Origin of the sequence: Candidatus Acetatifactor stercoripullorum (genome assembly GCF_944382095.1) — a bacterium.
Lineage (GTDB): Bacteria > Bacillota > Clostridia > Lachnospirales > Lachnospiraceae > Acetatifactor > Acetatifactor stercoripullorum.
Genome location: NZ_CALWMU010000016.1, coordinates 34,495 through 56,053 on the forward strand (window position 1 = coordinate 34,495; position 21,559 = coordinate 56,053).

Below are 21,559 nucleotides of genomic sequence, written 5' to 3' on the forward strand. Positions count from 1 at the left end.
AGTCAGGTGACTGCGAGGCGGCCTGCTCCAAGGCAGACCTCGTAATTACCTATACGGCATAATCCGCGTTCATGCCGCTGTATCGGATGCGGTCTGTCGTCTTAAGGTCCTGCTGGTAAGGATTTTCTTCGTTATAATATTTGATCTGTGTATTTGTGGTGCCTCCGGACACGTAGGAGCGCCCGCATTCAGGGCAGATATCCATGTGTATGGAGACGGTGGCGGAGATGACCTTTCCGTTTCCCAAAGAGGCCTTGGAGTAAGCGTTTGCCACATGCTCCTGCTCGTGCGCCCTCACGGCAGCAGGAGCCGCCTGAGGTGAAATATGGGAAGGCGTCTTGAAGGATACCATTTCATCAGAGCCGTCCTTATATTTGCGGTTTTTACAGGTCTGGCATTCTTCGCCGGTGCCCTCCTGGGCCTGGGAGTTTACGCCGTAAACGCTGCCGGTTTTTTGAAAACCGCCCATTTGGCTAAAGTCCCCGATCTTGTTGAAACCATCAATCCTCAAATCGGACATAACATACGCCTCCTTTTCTTAGCTACTCTTCAAAAGTGACACCATAATATTCTTCCATAAAGGTTTCAAAGTCCATGCCGAACATCTGCTGGTACATCACATTCATCTGGCTGCGGAAAGCCTCGTCATTTAACCGGGCAGGCAGGGTGGCAAAGGTAAAGATAATCATTGCTATGCCGGAAGCCATCCCAATGCAGGAAAGCCAGATGCCGGCCCGGCATTCCGGCTTCATTTTTTTGCCGGCCCGATAGGTCAGAACTGCAAACAAAACACCCAGAGCGCCGATGGGGATGGAAAAAATCCCGGTGCAGGCGGCGGTGATAGAGATGAGTCCGCAGATAAAAGAAGCATATTCAAAGCCTCGTCCCTTATAGGGGCTGTGGGTGGGCTGATTGTAGTAGCTGCTGTTGGAAGCATTACTGTTCCAACGATCCCAGCCGTCTTGATTTTGGTCGTAAGCCATATCCGAAACCTGCCTTTCTTAAGTCTCGTTCCCTTATACTCTAACATTTTTTACTGGATTAATCAATTGTTTTCCATTATAATAAACGGTAGCCTGAAAGTCTTAAAAAGGATTAAAAAAAGGCGGAGGAAGGAACGCTATGGATATTTTACTGAAATTGAAGGAAGAGCTAAAGGTTGAGAAATGGCAGGTGGAGGCAGCCGTAAAGCTGATTGATGAGGGGAACACCATTCCCTTTATTTCGCGTTACCGCAAGGAGGCCACAGGCTCCTTAAATGACGAGCAGCTGAGAAACCTGCATGAAAGGCTTATTTACCTGAGAAATTTGGAGGAAAAGAAGGATCAGGTATTAGGCAGCATAGAGGAACAGGGCAAGCTTACAAAGGAGCTTGAGGAAAAAATCCTGGCGGCCCAGACACTGGTTGAGGTGGAGGATTTGTACCGCCCATACCGTCCAAAGAGAAAAACAAGAGCCAGCATTGCCATGGAGAAAGGGCTGGAGGGTCTGGCGGAATTTATTCTGGCTCAGAGCACGGACAGCCCCTTAGAGGAGGAGGCGTTTAAATATGTTTCCCAGGAAAAGGAAGTGGCGGACGCTGCGGAAGCGCTCCAGGGAGCGAAGGATATTATTGCAGAGCGCATTTCCGATGAGGCGGATTATCGATTGTATATTCGAAACATCACCACTCAGGAAGGCGTTGTGAAAAGCGTCGCAAAAGATGAAAAGGCTCAAAGTGTCTACGAAATGTATTATGATTTTGAAGAGCCTGTGAGGAAGATTGCAGGTCACAGAGTGCTTGCCCTGAATAGGGGAGAGGCGGAAAAAGTATTGACTATAAAAGTTATTGCTCCTGTGGAGCGCATTCTTCAGTATTTGGAAAAAAAGACCATCACTTCTGACAATGCTTATACCACGCCTGTGCTTAAGGAGGTCATAAAGGACAGCTACGACAGATTGATAGCGCCCGCCATTGAAAGAGAGATACGTAATGAATTGACGGAAAAGGCAGAGGATGGAGCCATTGCTGTGTTTGGAAAGAATCTGGAGCAGCTGCTTTTGCAGCCGCCCATTGCGGGAAAGGTGGTGCTGGGATGGGACCCCGCCTTCCGCACGGGCTGCAAGCTGGCAGTGGTGGACCCTACGGGAAAGGTTCTGGATACCAAGGTCATATATCCCACTGCGCCCCAGAATAAAGTGGAGGAGGCAAAGGCTGAGCTGAAGCGTCTGATTAAAAAGTATAATGTGGATTTGATCTCTGTGGGAAACGGAACCGCCTCCAGGGAGTCGGAGCAGGTCATTGTGGAACTGATCCGGGAGCTGGACAGACCCCTTCAGTATGTGATTGTCAATGAGGCGGGAGCCTCCGTCTATTCCGCAAGCAAGCTGGCCTCGGAGGAATTCCCTAATTTTGACGTGGGACAGCGCAGTGCGGCCTCCATCGCAAGACGTCTGCAGGACCCGTTGGCCGAACTGGTCAAAATTGATCCCAAGTCCATCGGGGTAGGGCAGTATCAGCATGACATGAACCAGAAAAAGCTGAGCGATGCTTTAAATGGTGTGGTGGAGGACAGTGTAAACAGAGTGGGTGTGGATCTGAACACGGCATCGGCCTCTCTTTTAGAGTATGTTTCGGGAATCAGCAAGACCATTGCCAAAAATATTGTGGATTATCGGGAGAGCAACGGACGATTTACCAACAGAAAGCAGCTTTTAAAGGTGGCAAAGCTTGGCCCCAAGGCCTTTGAGCAGTGTGCCGGCTTTTTGAGGATTACGGACGGAGACAATCCTTTAGACGCCACCAGCGTTCATCCTGAGTCCTATGAGGCGGCCATGAAGCTGCTTGACAAGCTTCACATGACCATGGAGGATGTAAAAGAAGCACAGAAAAAAGCGGCGCAAAAGCCCCAGGGCAAAAAGACGCCCGAAAAAGCAAAAGAGGAAGCGAAGGACAGACGCCAGGGCAGAAAAACAGGCTCCATCCAGGTGCGGAACACCAACACCGCTATGGGAAAGGCTCTTGCAGCGGCTATGGCGGGCATGACTGCACAGGGAGGAGACAAAACCCATCAGTCCCAGGACCTTAAGGCCCGTCAGGAAACTGAAAACAGCCGGGTATCCGGCCTGGAGAGACGCATCCGGGACAAAAAGCTGCTGGCCCAGGAACTGGGAATCGGAGAGATTACCCTGACGGACATTCTAAAGGAGCTGGAAAAGCCCGCAAGAGACCCCAGAGAGAATATGCCGGGGCCCATTCTCAGAAGTGATGTGCTGGATATGAAGGACTTAAAGCCTGGAATGATTTTAAAGGGTACTGTGCGCAACGTGATTGATTTTGGCGTATTTGTGGACATCGGCGTTCATCAGGACGGGCTGGTGCATATTTCACAGATTACAGACCGCTATATCAAGCATCCTTTAGAGGCGGTCAGTGTGGGAGATATTGTGGAGGTACAGGTGCTTGACGTGGATGTGCCCAAAAAACGAATTTCTCTTACGATGAAATGCAAACCTGTCAAGGGCAGTTGACAATTTTCGAACAAAGGAGTAATATGCTTTACAGATGGCGTCCTCCATTCAGGACGCCCCATAAGAAAATTCTTCGGGGTTGGGTGAAATTCCCTACTGGCGGTAAGCAGTTTTTTGCAAGTCCGCGACCCGCGTATGGCCAAGGAGGCCATGCTGCGGCTGATTCGGTGCAAATCCGAGACCAACAGTAAAGTCTGGATGAAAGAAGAAGTGTTGCCTATACAGCGATACATAGCACATGTTTTTTAATTGCGGTCCCCGGATAGAAGCAGAAAATCCGGGGATTTTTTTGCGCAGAAAATACAGAATACTTTTCTGCACAGAAAAAAGTATCGTCAGGTGTTTCGCGGTGTGACAGCACCAGAAGAATTTTCCTACAAAAATAACAGGTGATTTTGAATAAAGCAAAACACCGGAAATGGAGGAAAATAGAAATGAATGGATTGTTTGAAAGTGTGGCACAGAATCTTATCTTTGTGCTGGAATTTGCGGCGGTGATTCTTGTGCTGTTTGCGGCGGCGCTGCTTCTGGAGAAGGCGGCCGCGAGAAAAAGCGGCGTGAAGGAGCAGGTATTCACCACAAGAAAAATAGCCATGATCGGTATGTTTTCGGCTGTCGCTATGATACTGCACATTTTTGACTTTCCGCTGCCCTTTGCCCCAAGCTTTTACAAGCTGGATTTCAGCGAGCTTCCCATATTGGTGGGAACCTTTGCCTTTGGTCCGGCTGCAGGAGTTATGATGGAATTTGTAAAGATTCTGTTGAAGCTTTTGGTGAAAGGAACGTCCACTGCTTTCGTGGGTGATTTGGCCAATTTTGTGGTGGGCTGCAGCTTTATCCTGCCCGCCTCTGCAGTGTACCTTTTCAAAAAGACGAAAAAGACCGCTGTGATCGGATGTGTGGCGGGAACTCTGGTGATGACGGTGTTTGGCACAGCCTTTAACGCTGTTTATCTGCTTCCTGCCTTTTCTGAATTATATGGAATGCCGCTGGAGAGCATACTGGAGATGGGCGCAGCGGTGAACCCCATGGTTTCAGAGGGAAGCGTTCTTTCCTTCGTGGCGGCCTGCGTGGCTCCGTTAAATCTGATTAAGGGAGCCAGCGTTTCCATTGTGACGCTGCTTATCTACAAGCCGCTGAGCCCCATTATAAAGACGGGGCACCAAACCCTGCAGAAGGCAAACAGGCTGTAAAATGGGCCTTTGCCCCAAATAAGTGAAGCAAAGCCGTCAAGGATGACAGGATACCTCTAAAGCAGACAGATGAAATATAAAAATCTGTTGCTTTGGAGGTATTTTTTATTTCAAGACCGGGCCTATAGAAAATCTTTAGAATTTTGGCCATATATTTTTCAGCTTTCCCATATATGATGTTACAGAAAGTTGTTGACACGGAATATAAATTATTGTATTATGCAAACAGTACAATAATACAACGACGATACGCGTCAAGGAGGATTAACGTGTTTTATGAGTGCATTGGTTGAAATCAAAGACGTGTGCAAGGTGTATAATCCGGGAGAAAATGAAGTCAGGGCCCTTGATCATGTCAGCGTGTCCATCGACGAAGGGGAATTTGTGGCAATCATAGGGCAGTCCGGAAGCGGAAAGTCCACATTAATGAATATGCTGGGGTGCCTGGATGTGCCTTCCAGCGGACTTTACAGGCTTCACGGACAGGATGTGTCGGTTATGGACGACAATGAATTGTCGGACATAAGAAACCGTGAAATCGGATTTATATTTCAGGGCTTTAACCTGATACCGAATCTGACGGCGCTGGAGAATGTGGAGCTTCCTCTGATCTACAGGGGGGTGGGCAGATCCAAGCGGATTGAGCTGGCAAGGAAGGCGTTGGAAAAGGTCGGGCTTTCACACCGAATGGATCATAAACCTGCGGAGATGTCAGGGGGACAGCAGCAGCGGGTGGCTATCGCCAGAGCCATCGCCCAGGCGCCGCCCATTATTCTGGCGGATGAGCCCACCGGCAATCTGGATTCCCACTCCACCCAGGAGATTATGGGCATTTTAAAAAGCCTGCATCAGGATGGCAGAACGGTGATTCTGATTACCCACGACAATGAAATAGCGGCCCAGGCCAAGAGAATTATCAAGATACGGGATGGCCGCATAGAAGCCGATTCTGCGGCAAGACAGAAAAATGAGTAATTGCGAAACTCGCTGGCAAAGTCACGAACCTGGTCATAATAACCAAAAACGGGTTCCGAAGCAGTGGCTAGTCACCCTTATTTTGGTTATTACGCCCAGTTTCTGATACCAGGGAGCGAGTTTCGCAATTACCTGATATGAGCTGGAGATTAATATGGAGGAACAGATAAAATGAAAAAGAAGGATAAGAACAGCCCCATGGAGGAGGGTTTGCAGCAGGCAGCCGAACCTGTGAGGAGAAAGAAAAAACGTAAAAAGGCGCCCATTATCATAGGGATTGTAGTAATTCTAATTTTGGTGGTACGCATGGCAAGCTGTGCCCTGACGCCCGCTGCCGGGGCTATTGTGACTACAGTAACGGCCCAAAGGGGTGACCTGCAGGAGAGCATCAGCACCAGCGGCACCGTGGAGAGCGAAGAGGTGGAGGTGATTTTTGCTCCTGTAGCCGGTAAGCTGGGAGAAGTGAATGTGGCTGTTGGAGATGCGGTGAAGGCCGGGGATGTGCTGATCAGCTACGATATGGAGGAGATGGAGGAGACGCTTACGCAGGCGGCTTTAAACCAGCAGAAGAGTACGGCTGTGTACAACGGGGCTATGGCGGACAACTCTGAAAACCAGGCAAAGCTTGTGGAGGCCAATACCAATCTGGAGGTGCTGAACCAACAGATTGCGGATAATAAGTCCTATTTAAAGGATTTGCAGAGTAAGCTCAGCCAGAGCCAGCGGGATACAAGCAACGGCCTGGCCAATGAAAGCTATGAGCTGAGCAATCGTCTGAGCCGGCTGAACCAGGAGATGGAGGCTTTGGATAAGACGGCGCCGGATTATGAGAGCCAGGTACAGTCTATTCAGCAGGAGATACAGGCGGTAAATGCGCAGATCAGCCGAAACAGCTATCTGCAGTCTGTTGCAACCTCCACAGATTATTATGCACAGATGGAACAGGAAATTGCCGACGTTCAGGAGAGAATTGCGGATTACGAAGAATATAAGAGCCGCATGGAGAGTCAAAAGACTGCCAGCGAGGGCAGTATTTTGGATTCCTACGACAAGGAAAGTTACAGCGCGGATAAGCAGCTGGCGGATATTACCTATCAGCAGGCAGAGGAATCCTATTATGAGGCAAAGCAAGGCGTGTGCGCTGAATTTGATGGGATTGTGACGGAATGCAGCGCTGCGTCGGGGGCTACGGTGGCCGATGGCGCCCAGCTTTTGACCTTAAAGAGCAGCCAGAATCTTAAGGTTGCCTTCCAGGCGTCAAAGTATGATTTGGAAAAGCTTGCGGTAGGACAAAAGGCCCAGGTGACCATTTTAGACCAGGCTTATGAGGGAGAGGTCAGCAAAATAGACCGGATGGCCACCCTGAATGAATCCAACACTCCCATGGTGGGCGTGGAAATACATATCACCAATCCCGATGACAGGATTATCCTGGGATTGGATGCGAAGCTTGAGATTTATACCAACCAGGTGCAGGATGCTCTGCTGATTCCGGTGGAGGCCATCAATGCAGACAAGGAAGGAGACTTCCTGTATGTGGTGGAAAACGGTGTAGTGGTAAAGCGTAATATCGTGTGCGGCATTTCCACGGACACCTACACGGAAGTGAAGGAAGGAATCACGCAGCAGGATCAGATTATATTAAGCTCCTACACAACGCTGGAGGAAGGCATGGCAGTTACGGCGCTGCCCGCACAATAGGAGGCTTACATGGCACAGGTATGGGAATATATTAAAATAGCTCTGATGAATATAAAGAGCAACAAGGGGCGTTCCTTCTTGACCATGCTGGGCATTATAATCGGTATTTCCTCCGTTATCATGATTATTTCCATCGGTGACGGACTCAAGGGCGGTATCAATGATGAATTGAATGCCATAGTAGGGGGACAGATTTACATCTATTCCTATGGTGACAATGACGAAGGAATCTCCCTGGAATTTACGGATGAAGATATCGAAGCGATCATGGAAAAGGTGCCCAATGTTAAGGCAGTGACGCCCTCCTGGGGCTTTTCCGGCACAGTGACCGGAAGAAAGGGCACCTTTAATGCCAGCGCATCCATGGGTATGCCGGGACTGCAGTATGCAAACAGCGATCCCCTGGTCAAGGGCAGGTATTTTACGGAAAGCGATTATTACTCGGCCAATAAGGTCTGCATCATCACGGAGAGCAGCGCAAGACTTTTATTCGGAACCACTAACGTGATTGGTATGACCATGGACTTTACACTGTACGGCATCACCCAGGAATTTACCATTATCGGCATCAGACAGGACAATGCCTCCATGCTTTCGGGGCTGATGGTTTCCGACACGGTTTCCATGGAGGCACCCCTGTCAGTGGTGTCATCTTCTTATGGCTTTTATGTCAGCATGAATGATCTGCTGATTATCAGCGATGGCGCGGATAATGCGACACAGGTGGCGTCAGATGTGGTGCGGCTTATGGAGAACAGACATAACGTGCGCGGCAAGAATGCCATTCAGGTGGAAAACTTTAATGACTACATGAGTCAAATGAATCAGATTTTAAGCTATATTACCGTATTTGTAGTGTTTGTGGCGGCTATTTCCCTTCTGGTGGGAGGAATCGGCGTAATGAATATCATGCTGGTGTCTGTGACGGAGCGCACCAGGGAAATCGGTATCAGAAAGGCGCTGGGGGCCCGGACGGGCTCAGTCCTTTTACAGTTTCTCTCGGAGTCTGCCATTATCACGCTGTTAGGAGGCATCATTGGCATTCTGATCGGTGTGCTGGGAGCCGTAGGCGTCTGCTCCCTCATCGGCTTTACCGCCAAGGTAGGATTAGGAACAGTGCTGGGGGCCAGCCTGTTTTCTTCGGCGGTGGGAATCTTTTTTGGCATTTATCCGGCCAGAAAGGCGGCCCGCCTAAGCCCTATCGAAGCCTTGCGGCATGAATAAATTCCGGTATATACCACAGTCCTTTCAAAAGATGCTGGGAGACCTTTTGGCCCCAGCATCTTCAAAATTATTTATAAAACAAATATCTAAATTCTAAAAAGAAAGTGAAAAATTCTGTTTCTTCATGTGAAATCCCTTTTTTCATGCTAAAATAAAATTGAACATAGATATTATGAAAATGGTCAGGTTTGTGTCTGCGCTGTCACCGCAAGCTTGACATGCGTAAAAAGCAGCGCGGAAATGAGGAAGGATATGAACGCTTTTGTAACCTTTGAGGGGGTTAAAAAAGTATATAAAACCGGGGAAGTGGAAATCACGGCTCTTCACGATGTAAACTTTCAGATTGAAAAGGGAGAATTTTGCGTGATCGTGGGTGCTTCCGGAGCGGGAAAAACCACTATACTGAATATTCTGGGTGGGATGGATACCCTGACGGAGGGGAAGGTATATCTGGACGGACAGGAAATTTCCGGCTACAGCCAGAAAAAGCTCACAGAGTACAGGAGATTTGACATAGGCTTTGTATTCCAGTTTTATAACCTGGTGCAGAACCTGACGGCGCTGGAGAATGTGGAGCTGGCGGCTCAGATCTGCAGAGACCCGCTGGATGCGGCAACAGTGCTGGCGGAGGTGGGGCTGAAAGACAGAATGAACAATTTTCCGGCCCAGCTTTCCGGCGGAGAACAGCAGAGAGTGGCTATTGCCAGGGCTCTGGCAAAAAACCCAAAGCTTCTTTTGTGCGACGAACCCACCGGCGCTTTGGACTATAACACAGGCAAGGCGGTGTTAAAGCTTTTGCAGGATACCTGCCGTAAAAAGGGCCGGACGGTGGTGGTGATCACACACAATCAGGCGCTTACGGCAATGGCGGACAGAATTATTACCGTAAAGAGCGGCACCGTGGTGGACATGGTAAAAAATAAGCAGATTGTTGATGTTGCACAGATAGAGTGGTAAACGGAGGCCGACATGAGAAAGAATACCATATGGAAATCTGCTTTTCGGGAAATACGCCAAAGCTTCGGGCGCTTTGTGGCTATTTTGGCCATTGTGGCGCTGGGGGTTGCTTTTTTTGCGGGCCTCAAGGTTGCAAGAAGCGCCATGGTGAAGACCACAGAAACTTATCTTGAGGAAATGCAGTTTTTTGATTACCGTCTGGTTTCTACTCTGGGCTTTGAGAATGAGGACGTTTCTTTTTTTGCCGAAAAAGAAGAAGTGCGCGCGGCAGAGGGCTCTGTCACATGGGACATTCTCTATCAACTGCAGGAGGGAACCGGGGGCGTGCTGCGTGCGCATACGCTGACAAGCCAGATAAATCAGGTGAAGGTATTAGCCGGCAGACTGCCAAAGGAGCCCTGGGAATGTGTGGTGGATGCCAATCTTTTTGGCGAGGATTCTCTGGGAGAGACCATTACTCTTTCCCAGGACAATGAGACGGAGGATTTGGACAGCTTTGCCTATGAAGAGTACACCATCGTGGGAATTGTGCAGTCCCCGTACTATATTCAGTATGAAAGGGGGAATACCTCTTTGGGGAGCGGATTGGTGAGCGGCTTTATGTATCTGCTTCCGGAAGGCTTTGCCCTGGATTACTACACAGAGATTTTCATTAAATTTGATAAGGATTTTGAGCTTTACAGCGATGCCTATGACAGCTATATGGATGAGAAGGAGGTCCTATGGGAGGAGTTTACCGATGAGGCTGCCCTTCGCCGCTATGATGAGATTCGGGCAGAGGGAGAGAAAGAGATTGCGGATGCAAGAGAGGAGCTGGCACAGGAAAAGGCGGATGCGGAAGCGGAGCTTGCAGATGCGGAAGCGGAGCTTGCAGATGCGGAAGCGGAGCTTACAGATGGGGAAGCGGAACTTGCAGACGCGAAGGCTGAGCTCAGAGATGGGGAAGCTACCTTGGCTGAGAAGGAAGCAGAGCTTGCAGATGCAAAGAAAGAGGTGGAAGACGGAGAGGCTCAGCTTGCAGAGGGAGAGGCAGAGCTTGCGGATGCCATTGATGAGTGGAACGACCAGAGCAAGGAGCTGAATGACAGCTCGGCGCAGGTGGAACAGAGCCTGGAGGAATTGTCACAGCAGGAGGACCAGCTTGCGGGGCAGGAGGCCTTGCTGGTTCAGGGGGAGACGGCTCTTTCAGAGAGCCAGGCGGCTTTGGACGCCCAAAGGCAGGAGACGGAAAATTCCTTTTTGGCGGCCCAGACCCAGTTAGAGGAGCAGGAAGCCGAACTGGAGGCAGCCTACGGGGCGGGAATGATTTCCGAGGAGGAATATGACACTTCCAAGGCGGCTTTGGAGGAGGGAAAACAGGAGCTGGAAGCGCAGAAGGAAGCGGCCGCAAAAGAGCTTGACGCCGCCCAGGACACATTGGATGCCTCCGCTCAGGAGCTGGCACAAAACAGGGCGGCTTTAGAGGCGGGCAGGGAGACCCTGGCCTCTTACCGGGCCCAGCTTTCGGACGCCTCTGCTCAGCTGGATTACGGACACCGGATGCTGGCTGACGGCTGGATGGAGATACAGGACGCCCAGGCACAGCTGGAACGAAGCAGAGAGGAGCTGGAGTCTGCAAAGACGGAAATTGCAGATGGAGAGATAGAGATTGCGGATGCAAAACAGGAAATCGCCGATGGCTGGCAGGAGATTGCGGACGCGGAGGAAGAGCTTTTGGAGGGCAGGCAGGAGTATGAGGACGGGCTTGCAGAATATCAGGATGCCAGAGCGGAATTTGAACAGGAGATTGCCGATGCGGAGGCAGAAATTGCAGACGCAGAAGCAGAGCTTAATGACCTGGAGCTGCCGGAGACCTATGTGCTTGGCAGAGATACCAACGTGGGGTATGTCTGCTTTGAAAATGATTCTTCCATTGTGGATGGCATTGCGAATATCTTTCCGGTGTTCTTTTTCCTGGTGGCGGCCCTGGTGTGCAGCACCACTATGAACCGTATGGTGGAGGAGCAGAGAACACAGATTGGCGTGCTGAAGGCTTTGGGCTATGGGAAGGGCGTCATTATGTTAAAGTATCTGTTCTATTCGGGAACAGGGGCAATTTTGGGAAGTGTTATAGGCTTTGTAGGGGGCTCCATTCTGTTTCCTAAGGTGATCTGGACGGCCTATGGCATGATGTACCGGGTGGACAGTCTGATCGTTGTGTTTGATCCTGTGCTGGCTGTGATTTCCCTGACGGCTGCAATTCTGTGTACCATGGGGGCCACCTGGCTCACCTGCCGGTATGAGCTTTCCCAGGTGGCGGCAGAGCTGATGCGTCCCAAGGCTCCCAGGGCGGGAAAGAGAGTATTTTTGGAGTATGTTCCCTTTATCTGGCGCAGACTGGGCTTTTTAAAAAAGGTGTCCGTGCGCAATATTTTCCGGTATAAGAAGCGTCTGCTCATGATGGTGGCAGGCATCAGCGGCTGTACCGCCCTTTTGGTGACGGGCTTCGGAGTGAAAGATTCTGTGGCAAACATAGCAACTCAGCAGTTTGAGGAAATACAGATTTATGATATCGGCGTGACCCTTTCTGAGACGGTTACGGATCAGATGGAGGAAGCTCTCACAGAGGCCCTGGGAGAGGAGCTTTCCGGGTATTATGCGCTGATGGAAAGCAGTATGGACCTGGTTACAAATCAGGGCACCAAGTCGGTGAATCTGGTGGTGGCCCAGGAAAGTGAAGGGGAAGAGAATATTGCCTCCTACTTGAATCTCCACACCCAAAGGAGGGAGCCTCTTCCTTATCCGGAGAAGGGGGAGGCTGTGATCACCCGGAAGGCGGCGGATCAGCTTGGAATTTCCGTGGGGGATACAGTGACGCTGCAGGACGAGGACGGAAACACAATCACATTGCGGGTGTCCGGCCTTTCCCGCAATTTCATCTATAATTATGTTTACATGAACAAGGCGGATTACGAGGAACAGATGGGAGAGGAAGCCCAGTATAAGACGATCTGGGTGAATGTGTCGGAAAATGCGGACGTACATCGGGCATCCGCCTCCCTGATGCAGCTGGAGGGCGTTTCCAATGTGACGGTGAATGCGGATACGATGGAGCGGTTCGGCAGCATGATGGAAAGCCTGAATATGATCGTGGTGGTGATTATTATCTGCGCAGGAGGGCTTGCCTTTATTGTGCTGTACAATCTGACCAATATCAATATCACGGAGCGGATTCGGGAGATTGCCACAATTAAGGTGCTGGGCTTTTACAAAAACGAGACGGCGTCCTATGTATTTCGGGAAAATACCGTACTTGCATTGATGGGTACGCTGGTGGGACTTCCTCTGGGAATGCTGCTGCACCGCTTTGTTATGAGCCAGGTGCAGATTGATATGGTGGCCTTCGATGTGCAGGTACTGCCCGTAAGTTACCTTTACAGCGCAGTGCTGACCATGCTTTTTGCGTGGCTGATCAACCGCTTTATGAGAAGAAAGCTGGACCGCGTCAGCATGACGGAGTCCTTAAAGAGTGTGGATTAGTACATTGGGTCTTGCATTTTACAGGGCAATTCAATATAATAACGAAGGAAAATAACGGAAGGAAACGCACATGGTGGAATTGGATATCAAAATAGAGGCGGCGGATCTGTATGATTATATGCTGATGCACTCCTACAATAGCGCCGGAGGAATCCTGGGAAGCGCCTTTGGCGCAGTGCTGGTGGTTTTTTCTCTGATGAACGGGCAGTGGATTTTTTTGGCAGGAGGCGTGGTGCTTTTGGCTTATCTGCCCTGTACCCTTTTTCTCAAAAGCAGGCGGCAGGCCCTTCAGAATCCGGCCTTCCGCAAGCCGCTGCATTATGTGCTGGATGAGGATGGGATTTGTATTTCCCAGGGAGAGGTGTCTGCAAGGCAGTCCTGGGAGGATATGGTAAAGGCTGTTTCCACTGGAAGAAGTATTATTTTGTACACCTCAAGAATCAACGCTACTATTTTTCCCAGAGCGCAGCTTGGGGACAAGAAGGCGGCAGTGATTGAAATGATCGCCACGCATATGTCACCGGACAAAGTGAAAATAAGAACCTGAGGGACAGATGAGCGGAAAATAAAAAAGAATAAGCCGAAGAGGAAGCAATAAGAGAAATGATATTTGAGACAAACAGCTCTCAGGAGACCTTTGCTCTGGGGGAAAAGCTTGGAAGAAAATGCTGTCCCGGCCAGGTCTATACGCTGACAGGAGACTTAGGGACGGGAAAAACTGTGCTGGCACAGGGCTTTGCCAGAGGGCTTGGAATTGACGAGCCGGTGAACAGTCCTACCTTTACCATACTTCAGGTATATAAAGAGGGAAGGATACCCTTTTACCATTTTGACGTATACCGCATCGCAGATGTGGAGGAGATGGAAGAGATCGGTTATGAGGACTGCTTTTACGGGGAAGGCGTCTGCCTGATCGAGTGGGCGGAGCTGATTGCAGAGCTTCTGCCAAAGGATACTATAAAAATCACCCTGGAAAAGGATTTGGAAAAGGGCTTTGATTATCGGAAAATCACGGTAGAGGAAACGGCGGAGTAAAACGCTTATGAATGGAGACTGACATGAAAATTTTGGGACTGGACAGCTCGGGACTTGTGGCCAGCGCTGCAGTTGTGGAGGATGACGTGCTTTTGGCGGAGTATACCACCAATTACAAAAAGACCCACTCGCAGATGCTGCTTCCCATGCTGGAGGAACTGAAAAACAGGATAGAGCTGGATCTGCAGAGCCTTGACGCCATAGCTGTTGCGTCGGGCCCGGGTTCCTTTACAGGCCTTCGCATTGGCGCGGCTACAGCAAAAGGGCTGGGACTTGCCCTGCATAAGCCCCTGGTGGAGGTGCCGACCCTGGAGGGGCTTGCCTATACGCTTTGGGGAACGGGGCGTTTAATCTGCCCTTTGATGGACGCAAGAAGAAACCAGGTCTATACAGGACTCTATGAGTTTGTGCCCGCCAAGGCAGAGCTTTCACAGACGGAGCTTTTGCTGCATACCGTGTCCGGACAGCGGGCGGCGGATATCTCGGATATTTTGAATGAAATCAACACCCTGGGAAGAAAGGTGATTTTTCTGGGGGACGGTGTGCCGGTTTACAGAGAAAAAATAGAGGAACAGGTAAAAGTACCCTTTGTGTTTGCCCCGGCCTCCTGCAACAGGCAGCGGGCGGCAGCTGTTGCGGCTTTAGGCGCTGTTTATTTTCGGGAGGGAAAAATTGTTTCCGCAAAGGAGCACAGGCCGGAATACCTGCGCAAGAGCCAGGCGGAGCGTGAGAGGGAAGAAAAGGGCGGATTGGCATGAAGCTTGTAGTCAGAAGGCTTAAGATGGAGGACGTGCAGCCCTTAAGCATCATTGAGGCGGAAGCCTTCAGCATGCCCTGGTCGGCAGAGAGCTTTGCAGAGCTTATAGAGAAAGCCTACTGTCTCTGCCTGGTGGCCGAGGCGGATGGAAAAGTGGCAGGCTGCTGCGTGATGACAGATTTGTGTGGAGAGGGAAGCATCGACAAGGTGGTGGTTGCAAAGGCTTTTCGAGGAAGAGGAATTGCCCAGAGGATGCTTCAGGAGCTTTTGCTTTTGGCCAAGGAGCGGGGAATCGGAGACATTACCCTGGAAGTCAGGGCCGGCAATGAGCCTGCCATTCACATTTACGAAAAACTGGGATTTGTATCGGAGGGCATCCGGCCCGGCTTTTACGAAAAGCCTGTGGAGGACGCTTTGATTATGTGGAGACGCCGCTGATGGAAAAGCAGCCAAAAGGCGCATTCATGGTAAAACCGTGGCAGGAATTACCACGGTGAAAGAGGGGTTTTTCCGTTATAATGGGCTGGTAGACAGCAGAAAAGCAAAAGAAGCTGCAGGGCAGCCAAAAGGGAGGAACAAATGCGCAGATACGAAAAAGAGCAGGGGGATCAGCTGGTACAGGTGATCTGCAACCGATGCGGAAAGGAATTGAGGCTGGAAAACGGATATCTGAAGGAAGGATGCTTAAACGTAGACTATGTCTTTGGATATTTCAGCGAAAAGGACGGGCTCAGGCACCGCTTTGACCTGTGCGAGGAGTGCTATGATGAAATGATCAGACATTTCCGCATTCCTGTGCAGATCAGTCAGGAGAGAGAGCTTTTGTAAATAATAAGAAAGATGGTAAAAAAGTATGCTGGATGTTTGCTTGCTGGGAACAGGAGGAATGATGCCGCTGCCCTATCGGTGGCTTACTTCTCTCATGATGAGGTATAATGGGAAAAGCATTTTGATTGACTGCGGAGAGGGAACGCAGATTGCCATGAAGGAGAAGGGCTGGAGTCCCAAGCCGATAGATATCATATGCTTTACCCATTATCATGCGGATCATATCAGCGGACTTCCGGGGATGCTTTTGACTATGGGGAATGCGGAGCGAAAGGCTCCGCTTCTTTTGCTGGGGCCAAAGGGCCTTGGCAGAGTGGTGGCGGCTCTGCGCGTGATAGCGCCGGAGCTTCCCTTTGAAATTGAGTGTGTGGAGATTACGGAGCCGGAGCAGAGCTTTTTCTTTGACGGTTTTCGCATTGAGGCTTTCAAGGTAAATCATAATGTGTTATGCTATGGATATAGCATTGTGATTGAGAGAGCGGGGAAATTTAAGCGGGAACGGGCGGAAGAGAGCGGCATTCCCATGAAATTCTGGAGCCTTTTGCAAAAGGGCCAGACTGTGGAGTGGGAGGGAAAGCGCTTTACCCCGGATATGGTTTTGGGAGAACCGAGAAAGGGGCTTAAGGTTACCTACTGCACGGACACCCGCCCTACGGACGGTATAGTGGAAAACGCTGCAGGCGCTGACCTTTTTATCTGTGAGGGAATGTACGGGGAGCCGGACAAGCTTGTAAAGGCGAAGGAATACAAGCATATGACCATGTACGAGGCCGCCCATCTGGCAAAGCGGGCAAAGGTGTCGGAGCTGTGGCTTACCCATTACAGCCCTTCCCTGCTGCATCCGGAGGAATTTATGCCCCGGGTGAGAAAGATTTTCCCGAAAGCGGTGGCCGCAAGGGATGGCAGAACCGTGGAATTGAATTTTGAAGAGGAAGAACGGAGTGATGTGGTATGAAAAAATCAACAACTACCATAACCTTGATTTTTGTGTGTGTGCTGGTGGCTGTGGTAGGGTATTACACTTATCTGACAGGCAGAAGCAGAGAGAACCAGAAGGAGGCGGTTTTGTCAGAGGTTCAGCTGGTGCTGAGCCGTGATCTGGCAAATGATTATCCGCCGACTCCGAAGGAAGTGCTCCGGTATTACAATGAGGTCATAATGTGCTTTTATAATGAGGAATGCACGGAGCAGGAGATTGAGGATCTGGGCAATAAGGCCAGACAGCTTTATGATGAAGAGCTGCTGGCCAATAATGAACCGGAAGCGTACCTGGTGCGCTTAAAGCAGGAGATTGAGGACGGGAAGGAAGCAGATATGCGGATCACCAGCGCTTCTGTGGCATCCAGCACCAATGTTGATTATTTTGAGGAGGATGGCTATGATTTTGCGCGGATTCACTGTGGCTATACCGTGATGTTAAACGGGGTAAGCACTCCGGTGAGGGAGGTTTATCTTCTGCGCCGGGACGAGAACCGGCAGTGGAAGATTTATGGCTGGGAGCTGGCGGAAAATGTAAATCCCCAGAACGGCCAATGAGACGGAGATTATTTTAGGGAGAGAAGTCGGCATTCATATGGAAGATATTATGATATTGGGAATTGAAAGCTCCTGTGATGAAACAGCGGCTGCCGTGGTAAAAAACGGCAGAGAGGTGCTTTCCAATGTGATTTCTTCACAGATCGCGCTGCATACGCTGTACGGAGGCGTGGTTCCTGAAATTGCGTCCAGAAAACACATAGAGAAGATCAATCAGGTGATTGAGACGGCTCTTTTGGAGGCGGAAGTGCCTCTGGAGCGGATGGATGCCATTGCGGTGACCTATGGACCGGGGCTTGTGGGAGCGCTGCTGGTGGGGGTTTCCGAAGCCAAGGCCATCAGCTTTGCCACAGGGATTCCCTTGGTGGGTGTGCATCATATCGAGGGACATATCTGCGCCAATTATATTGAAAACAAGGACTTGGAACCGCCCTTTATCTGTCTGGTAGTGTCGGGCGGTCATTCTCATCTGGTGGCAGTGAAGGACTACGGCGTCTATGAAATCATTGGAAGAACCAGAGATGATGCGGCGGGAGAAGCCTTTGACAAGGTTGCCCGGGCCATAGGACTTGGGTATCCGGGAGGTCCTAAGATTGATAAGCTTTCCAGAGAGGGAAATCCTGAGGCTATTTCCTTTCCAAGGGCTAAGGTGCAGGAGAGTGAATATGATTTCAGCTTCAGCGGCTTAAAGTCGGCGGTGCTTAACTACCTAAACGGCTGTAAGATGAAGGGGGAGAGGGTGTGTGCGGCGGATGTGGCCGCATCCTTTCAAAAGGCAGTGATTGATGTGCTGGTGGAGCATTCTCTTCATGCCGTAAAGGAATTTGGGTATGAAAAATTTGCCATTGCCGGAGGCGTTGCTTCTAATTCCTCTCTCAGGGAGGCTTTGGCGGGACGCTGCGCCCGGGAGGGAGTGCGCTTTTATTATCCCTCTCCTGTTTTTTGTACGGACAATGCCGCTATGATTGGAACGGCGGGATATTATGAGTTCATTAAGGGCGCAAAAAGCGGCTATGACTTGAACGCCGTGCCAAATTTGAAGCTGGGAGAACGGTGACATGGGGGAAAAGGAAAAACGTTGTACGGCCATTGTGCTGGCAGCCGGCAGCGGAAGCCGGATGCACAGCGGCGTTGCCAAGCAATATATGCTTCTAGGAGGAAAACCGCTGATTTGGTATGCGCTCAGGGCGGTGGAGCGCTCTGCAGTGATAGACGACTGCATCCTTACGGCATCTGCCTCTGACCTGGACTATATGAGGAAGGAAATTGTGGAGAAATACGGCTTTCACAAGGTTGTATCCATTGTCCCGGGCGGAGCGGAGAGATATCTGTCTGTGGCCTGTGCGCTTCGCGTGGTGGCAGAGGGTGCCATGCCCATTCCAAACAGGGACGGCTATTTGTTTATTCATGATGGGGCCCGTCCTTTTCTCACAGAGAAAATTCTGCAGGATACCTATAAGGCTGTAAAAAAGTATCATGCCTGTGTGGCGGCCATGCCCTCCAAGGACACGGTGAAGATTGCAGATGAGGAGGGATTTGCCAGGGACACGCCAGCAAGAAGGCTTGTGTGGACCATTCAGACGCCCCAGGTATTTGACACACAGCTGATTGTAAATGCTTACAGACAATTAGAGGAAAACAAAGACCGCCTTGAGAAAGAGAGAATCTTTGTTACAGACGACGCCAGCGTGGCAGAGCTGTTTACAGACCGGAAGGTGAAGCTGGTGGAGGGAAGCTATGAGAACATTAAGGTAACCACTCCTGAGGATATGAAAATTGCAGAGGCGCTGCTTGAAGGAGAAAGGGAAAAAACAGAAAGCAGCGGGAAACTCCGGGAATAAAATAAAGGTTAAAAAAGCAGCGGACGTCCATTTTTATGGACATCCGCTGAATTTATTTTGTGCGGCACTATTTTGTGCGGCACTATTTTGTGCTATCCCGCATACTGCTTGGAGTTACGCCAAAAACCTTTTTAAACGCCCGTCTAAAGGTGTTTACATTGTTATATCCCACAGCAATGTACAGCTCATTGAGGCTGACATCCGTTTCCCTGATTAGTCTGGCTGCCTCTGTCATACGGATATTTTCCAGGTATGTGGAGAAATTTACGCCGGTTTTCTCTTTAAACATATGAGAAAAATAGCTTTCAGAAATCTGAAATTCATCTGCGATTTTGTTTAAGCCCAGGGAAGGGTCCTTATAATTTTTGGCAATATACTTCTCTATGGTGGAGGCCAGGTTAGTGTCCTCCGACTCATTGGAAAAGAGCCGGCAGAGAGTCAGCGCCAGATCCTCGCACAGCTTGAAGGAAAGCCGTTCATTAAAGCGCTCGTCCAATAGCCGCACTGCTTCCGGGTCAACTCCTGCCGGAAGTGCAAAACGTGCCTTCAGCAGTGTGTTGCGGATATCGGAAAGAAGATATTTTAACAGGTTCATGGGCAGAGAACGTTCCTCAATATTTTCCTGGTGGATCAGGTTAAGCAGCTCAAGCACCTGCGAGGTATTGCCAGCCGTAATAAAGTGGATGAGCTTTGTAGAAATCTCCGGCGGATAGTAATAGGCGTTGGAATTCTTCTTGATAAATTCGTAGGGAAAGAAAATATAGTTTTTGGTGGTATAGCTTACGGACTCCACCGCCTGTTGATAAGATTCCCACACATTTATCAAGGAATCCGTGTTTCGCCCCATGCCTGCAAAAAGCCATATATCGTAGGTGTCCAGCAGATAATTGTGAAGGTTGAGCACGACACTGCTGATCTTTATGGGAAAATCCTTTTCCTCGGAAGCACTGCAGTGAAGCAGCACAGAGTAGGTTCTGTCAGTGGGGCTGAAATAGTATAAGGGCATTCCCAGATATTTTTTCAATGCCTCCCCAATAATCTCCTGCAGCTGCTGGGGTGTGTCCAGACCCTCAGGCAGTGTGTCGGAGGAGTCTCCAAAGTTGTTGTACACAACAACATGAAGCACATTATAATAGAAGGAATCCTCTTTCAGCCCCAGATAATCAGCAATATAGGAAACCTCTTCCGTAGAGGTGATGGAGCCGGACATAAGACGGCGCACATAGGAGGTACAGATAATAGGGCGCTGTCTGTCCACCACCTCCTGAAGCTGGTTCTGTGCCTCTACCGCCTCGTACAGCTCCTGGCCCAGCTCGATGATAGGACGGACATTTCTGCGGGAAAAGAAAAACACCAGCAGTCCCCCCATTACAAGGGCCAAAGCAAAGATCAGGAAAAACAAAATACGCTGAGGCCAGGTATTGGAGGTGGTATCAAAAGAGGGAAAGCCATAATAATAAGTATAACCGGTTTTGTCTGAGGTGTAGGTACCTATGGTGATTCCTTCCATGCCAGACTGGCGGGATGCGAAGCCCTCAGAAAAATCCAGGGATGCAATATCCCCGCTGGAGAGTACTGCGCCGTTTCCCAGCTGCAAAAGCTCCCGGCCCTCCTGGTCAAGCACAGTGAGAAAGCCGGCATTATCAAACTGGAGGCAGTCAAACATAGCGGCCAGCTCACTGCTTTCCAGAATAAAGCATACTACGCCGTTGGCATCCAGATAAAACAAATCACCCAGATCAATTACATACATAAAATAACTTCGGCTGTAGTTGGGGGTAAAGGCGTCCATGGGAAGAAACCGGTAAAAGTAATCTTCATTGGTCAGGTATTCCATCCACAGTGCCTCCTCACCAGCAGGATACTTTTTGATCCATTGGTAAAAGCGGTCCTCAGTAATAAAATAAGAGGGATTCAGTATGTAATCGGTAAGGGGCAGATAAATAAAGTTTTCCGTGATGGGAAGCAGAGATTCTGCAAACACATTTGTGGCCAGACTGATACGAACCTCGTTTCCCATATCAGTAAAGGGATGATAGGTATTCTGATAATTCATGACCTTGCGGAAATCATCACTTTGCAGAAGCTGGCGGCAATATACCTCCATAATGTCCAGATCATTCTCAAAAAGCTCCACATTGCTCACAAGGGTGGATTTATTCTGCAAATTATATAAAATGCGCATGTTATGAAACGTAGAATGGTACAAACCAAAGAACAAAATCAGGATAATCAGCAGAAAAATACTGTAAGAGGTTACCATTTTCAGCATAAGAGAATTGCTTTCATTTGTGGAATCTGCATTTGTTTTGGTATTTTCTTTATGTAAAATCATGGATGTAATCTCCCGGATATTTCATTTGAAAAAAAATTGAATAATATTTTATACTTATTGTAACAGTTTTGTACAAAAAAAACAACCTGAAAGCCCTTACAAAAAATCCAGTAAAAATGCGGCTTTGTGGGATGCGGCAAACAAAATT

Annotated in this window: 19 protein-coding genes and 1 riboswitch; of the genes, 16 read left to right on the forward strand and 3 right to left on the reverse strand. The window is 49.6% G+C overall.

Annotation, left to right across the window (positions count from 1 at the left end; all coding sequences use genetic code 11):
* Positions 1 to 49: 49 nt before the first annotated feature.
* Positions 50 to 520 carry a hypothetical protein gene (locus SHK35_RS06545; protein WP_318709158.1) on the reverse strand — a complete coding sequence of 157 codons (471 nt, stop codon included), beginning with the start codon at positions 518 to 520 and terminating at the stop codon, positions 50 to 52.
* 22 nt (positions 521 to 542) lie between these two features.
* Positions 543 to 983, reverse strand: coding sequence for a hypothetical protein (locus SHK35_RS06550; protein ID WP_318704640.1), 441 nt, complete (start codon positions 981 to 983; stop codon positions 543 to 545).
* A 139-nt stretch (positions 984 to 1,122) separates the two neighbouring features.
* Between SHK35_RS06550 and SHK35_RS06555 the strand changes: the two genes are divergently transcribed.
* The 16 genes from SHK35_RS06555 to ispD all read left to right on the forward strand — a co-directional run bounded on the left by SHK35_RS06555 (position 1,123) and on the right by ispD (position 19,076).
* Positions 1,123 to 3,510: a Tex family protein gene (locus SHK35_RS06555; protein WP_318709159.1), complete on the forward strand. Its 2,388-nt coding sequence runs from the start codon at positions 1,123 to 1,125 to the stop codon at positions 3,508 to 3,510.
* A gap of 65 nt (positions 3,511 to 3,575) precedes the next feature.
* Positions 3,576 to 3,724: riboswitch (FMN riboswitch) on the forward strand.
* Between the two features lie 220 nt (positions 3,725 to 3,944).
* Positions 3,945 to 4,703, forward strand: a complete 759-nt coding sequence (locus SHK35_RS06560; RefSeq protein WP_318704642.1) for an ECF transporter S component — start codon at positions 3,945 to 3,947, stop codon at positions 4,701 to 4,703.
* A gap of 276 nt (positions 4,704 to 4,979) precedes the next feature.
* Entirely contained in the window at positions 4,980 to 5,678 is a 699-nt protein-coding gene (locus SHK35_RS06565; protein ID WP_318704643.1) for an ABC transporter ATP-binding protein, read from the forward strand.
* Between the two features lie 171 nt (positions 5,679 to 5,849).
* Complete coding sequence (locus tag SHK35_RS06570) at positions 5,850 to 7,379, forward strand: efflux RND transporter periplasmic adaptor subunit (protein WP_318709160.1); 1,530 nt, start codon at positions 5,850 to 5,852, stop codon at positions 7,377 to 7,379.
* 9 nt (positions 7,380 to 7,388) lie between these two features.
* The gene (locus SHK35_RS06575) at positions 7,389 to 8,603 is read left to right on the forward strand and encodes an ABC transporter permease (RefSeq protein WP_318709161.1); all 1,215 of its coding nucleotides are present in this window, start codon (positions 7,389 to 7,391) and stop codon (positions 8,601 to 8,603) included.
* A gap of 252 nt (positions 8,604 to 8,855) precedes the next feature.
* Positions 8,856 to 9,560, forward strand: coding sequence for an ABC transporter ATP-binding protein (locus tag SHK35_RS06580; protein ID WP_318704646.1), 705 nt, complete (start codon positions 8,856 to 8,858; stop codon positions 9,558 to 9,560).
* A 12-nt stretch (positions 9,561 to 9,572) separates the two neighbouring features.
* Positions 9,573 to 13,079: an FtsX-like permease family protein gene (locus SHK35_RS06585; RefSeq protein ID WP_318709162.1), complete on the forward strand. Its 3,507-nt coding sequence runs from the start codon at positions 9,573 to 9,575 to the stop codon at positions 13,077 to 13,079.
* A 70-nt stretch (positions 13,080 to 13,149) separates the two neighbouring features.
* Positions 13,150 to 13,626: a YcxB family protein gene (locus SHK35_RS06590; RefSeq protein ID WP_318704649.1), complete on the forward strand. Its 477-nt coding sequence runs from the start codon at positions 13,150 to 13,152 to the stop codon at positions 13,624 to 13,626.
* Between the two features lie 56 nt (positions 13,627 to 13,682).
* Complete coding sequence (tsaE, locus tag SHK35_RS06595) at positions 13,683 to 14,114, forward strand: tRNA (adenosine(37)-N6)-threonylcarbamoyltransferase complex ATPase subunit type 1 TsaE (RefSeq protein ID WP_318704650.1); 432 nt, start codon at positions 13,683 to 13,685, stop codon at positions 14,112 to 14,114.
* A gap of 23 nt (positions 14,115 to 14,137) precedes the next feature.
* Complete coding sequence (gene tsaB / locus SHK35_RS06600; protein ID WP_318709163.1) at positions 14,138 to 14,872, forward strand: tRNA (adenosine(37)-N6)-threonylcarbamoyltransferase complex dimerization subunit type 1 TsaB; 735 nt, start codon at positions 14,138 to 14,140, stop codon at positions 14,870 to 14,872.
* Positions 14,869 to 15,309 (forward strand): ribosomal protein S18-alanine N-acetyltransferase, encoded by a 441-nt coding sequence (gene rimI / locus SHK35_RS06605; protein WP_318709164.1) that lies wholly within the window; start codon positions 14,869 to 14,871, stop codon positions 15,307 to 15,309. The genes tsaB and rimI overlap by 4 nt, the downstream gene beginning before the upstream one ends.
* A 141-nt stretch (positions 15,310 to 15,450) precedes the next feature.
* Entirely contained in the window at positions 15,451 to 15,699 is a 249-nt protein-coding gene (locus tag SHK35_RS06610; RefSeq protein WP_318704653.1) for a hypothetical protein, read from the forward strand.
* A gap of 25 nt (positions 15,700 to 15,724) precedes the next feature.
* Positions 15,725 to 16,654 carry a ribonuclease Z gene (locus tag SHK35_RS06615; RefSeq protein ID WP_318704654.1) on the forward strand — a complete coding sequence of 310 codons (930 nt, stop codon included), beginning with the start codon at positions 15,725 to 15,727 and terminating at the stop codon, positions 16,652 to 16,654.
* Positions 16,651 to 17,235 carry a DUF6715 family protein gene (locus SHK35_RS06620; protein ID WP_318709165.1) on the forward strand — a complete coding sequence of 195 codons (585 nt, stop codon included), beginning with the start codon at positions 16,651 to 16,653 and terminating at the stop codon, positions 17,233 to 17,235. The genes SHK35_RS06615 and SHK35_RS06620 overlap by 4 nt, the downstream gene beginning before the upstream one ends.
* 37 nt (positions 17,236 to 17,272) lie before the next feature.
* Positions 17,273 to 18,292 carry a tRNA (adenosine(37)-N6)-threonylcarbamoyltransferase complex transferase subunit TsaD gene (gene tsaD / locus SHK35_RS06625; protein ID WP_442867430.1) on the forward strand — a complete coding sequence of 340 codons (1,020 nt, stop codon included), beginning with the start codon at positions 17,273 to 17,275 and terminating at the stop codon, positions 18,290 to 18,292.
* Between the two features lies 1 nt (position 18,293).
* The gene (gene ispD / locus SHK35_RS06630; protein ID WP_318709167.1) at positions 18,294 to 19,076 is read left to right on the forward strand and encodes a 2-C-methyl-D-erythritol 4-phosphate cytidylyltransferase; all 783 of its coding nucleotides are present in this window, start codon (positions 18,294 to 18,296) and stop codon (positions 19,074 to 19,076) included.
* 82 nt (positions 19,077 to 19,158) lie between these two features.
* On the opposite strand, the gene SHK35_RS06635 is transcribed toward ispD, so the two are convergent.
* A complete protein-coding gene (locus SHK35_RS06635; RefSeq protein WP_318709168.1) occupies positions 19,159 to 21,411 on the reverse strand; it encodes a helix-turn-helix domain-containing protein in 2,253 nt (750 codons plus the stop codon).
* Positions 21,412 to 21,559 lie beyond the last annotated feature (148 nt).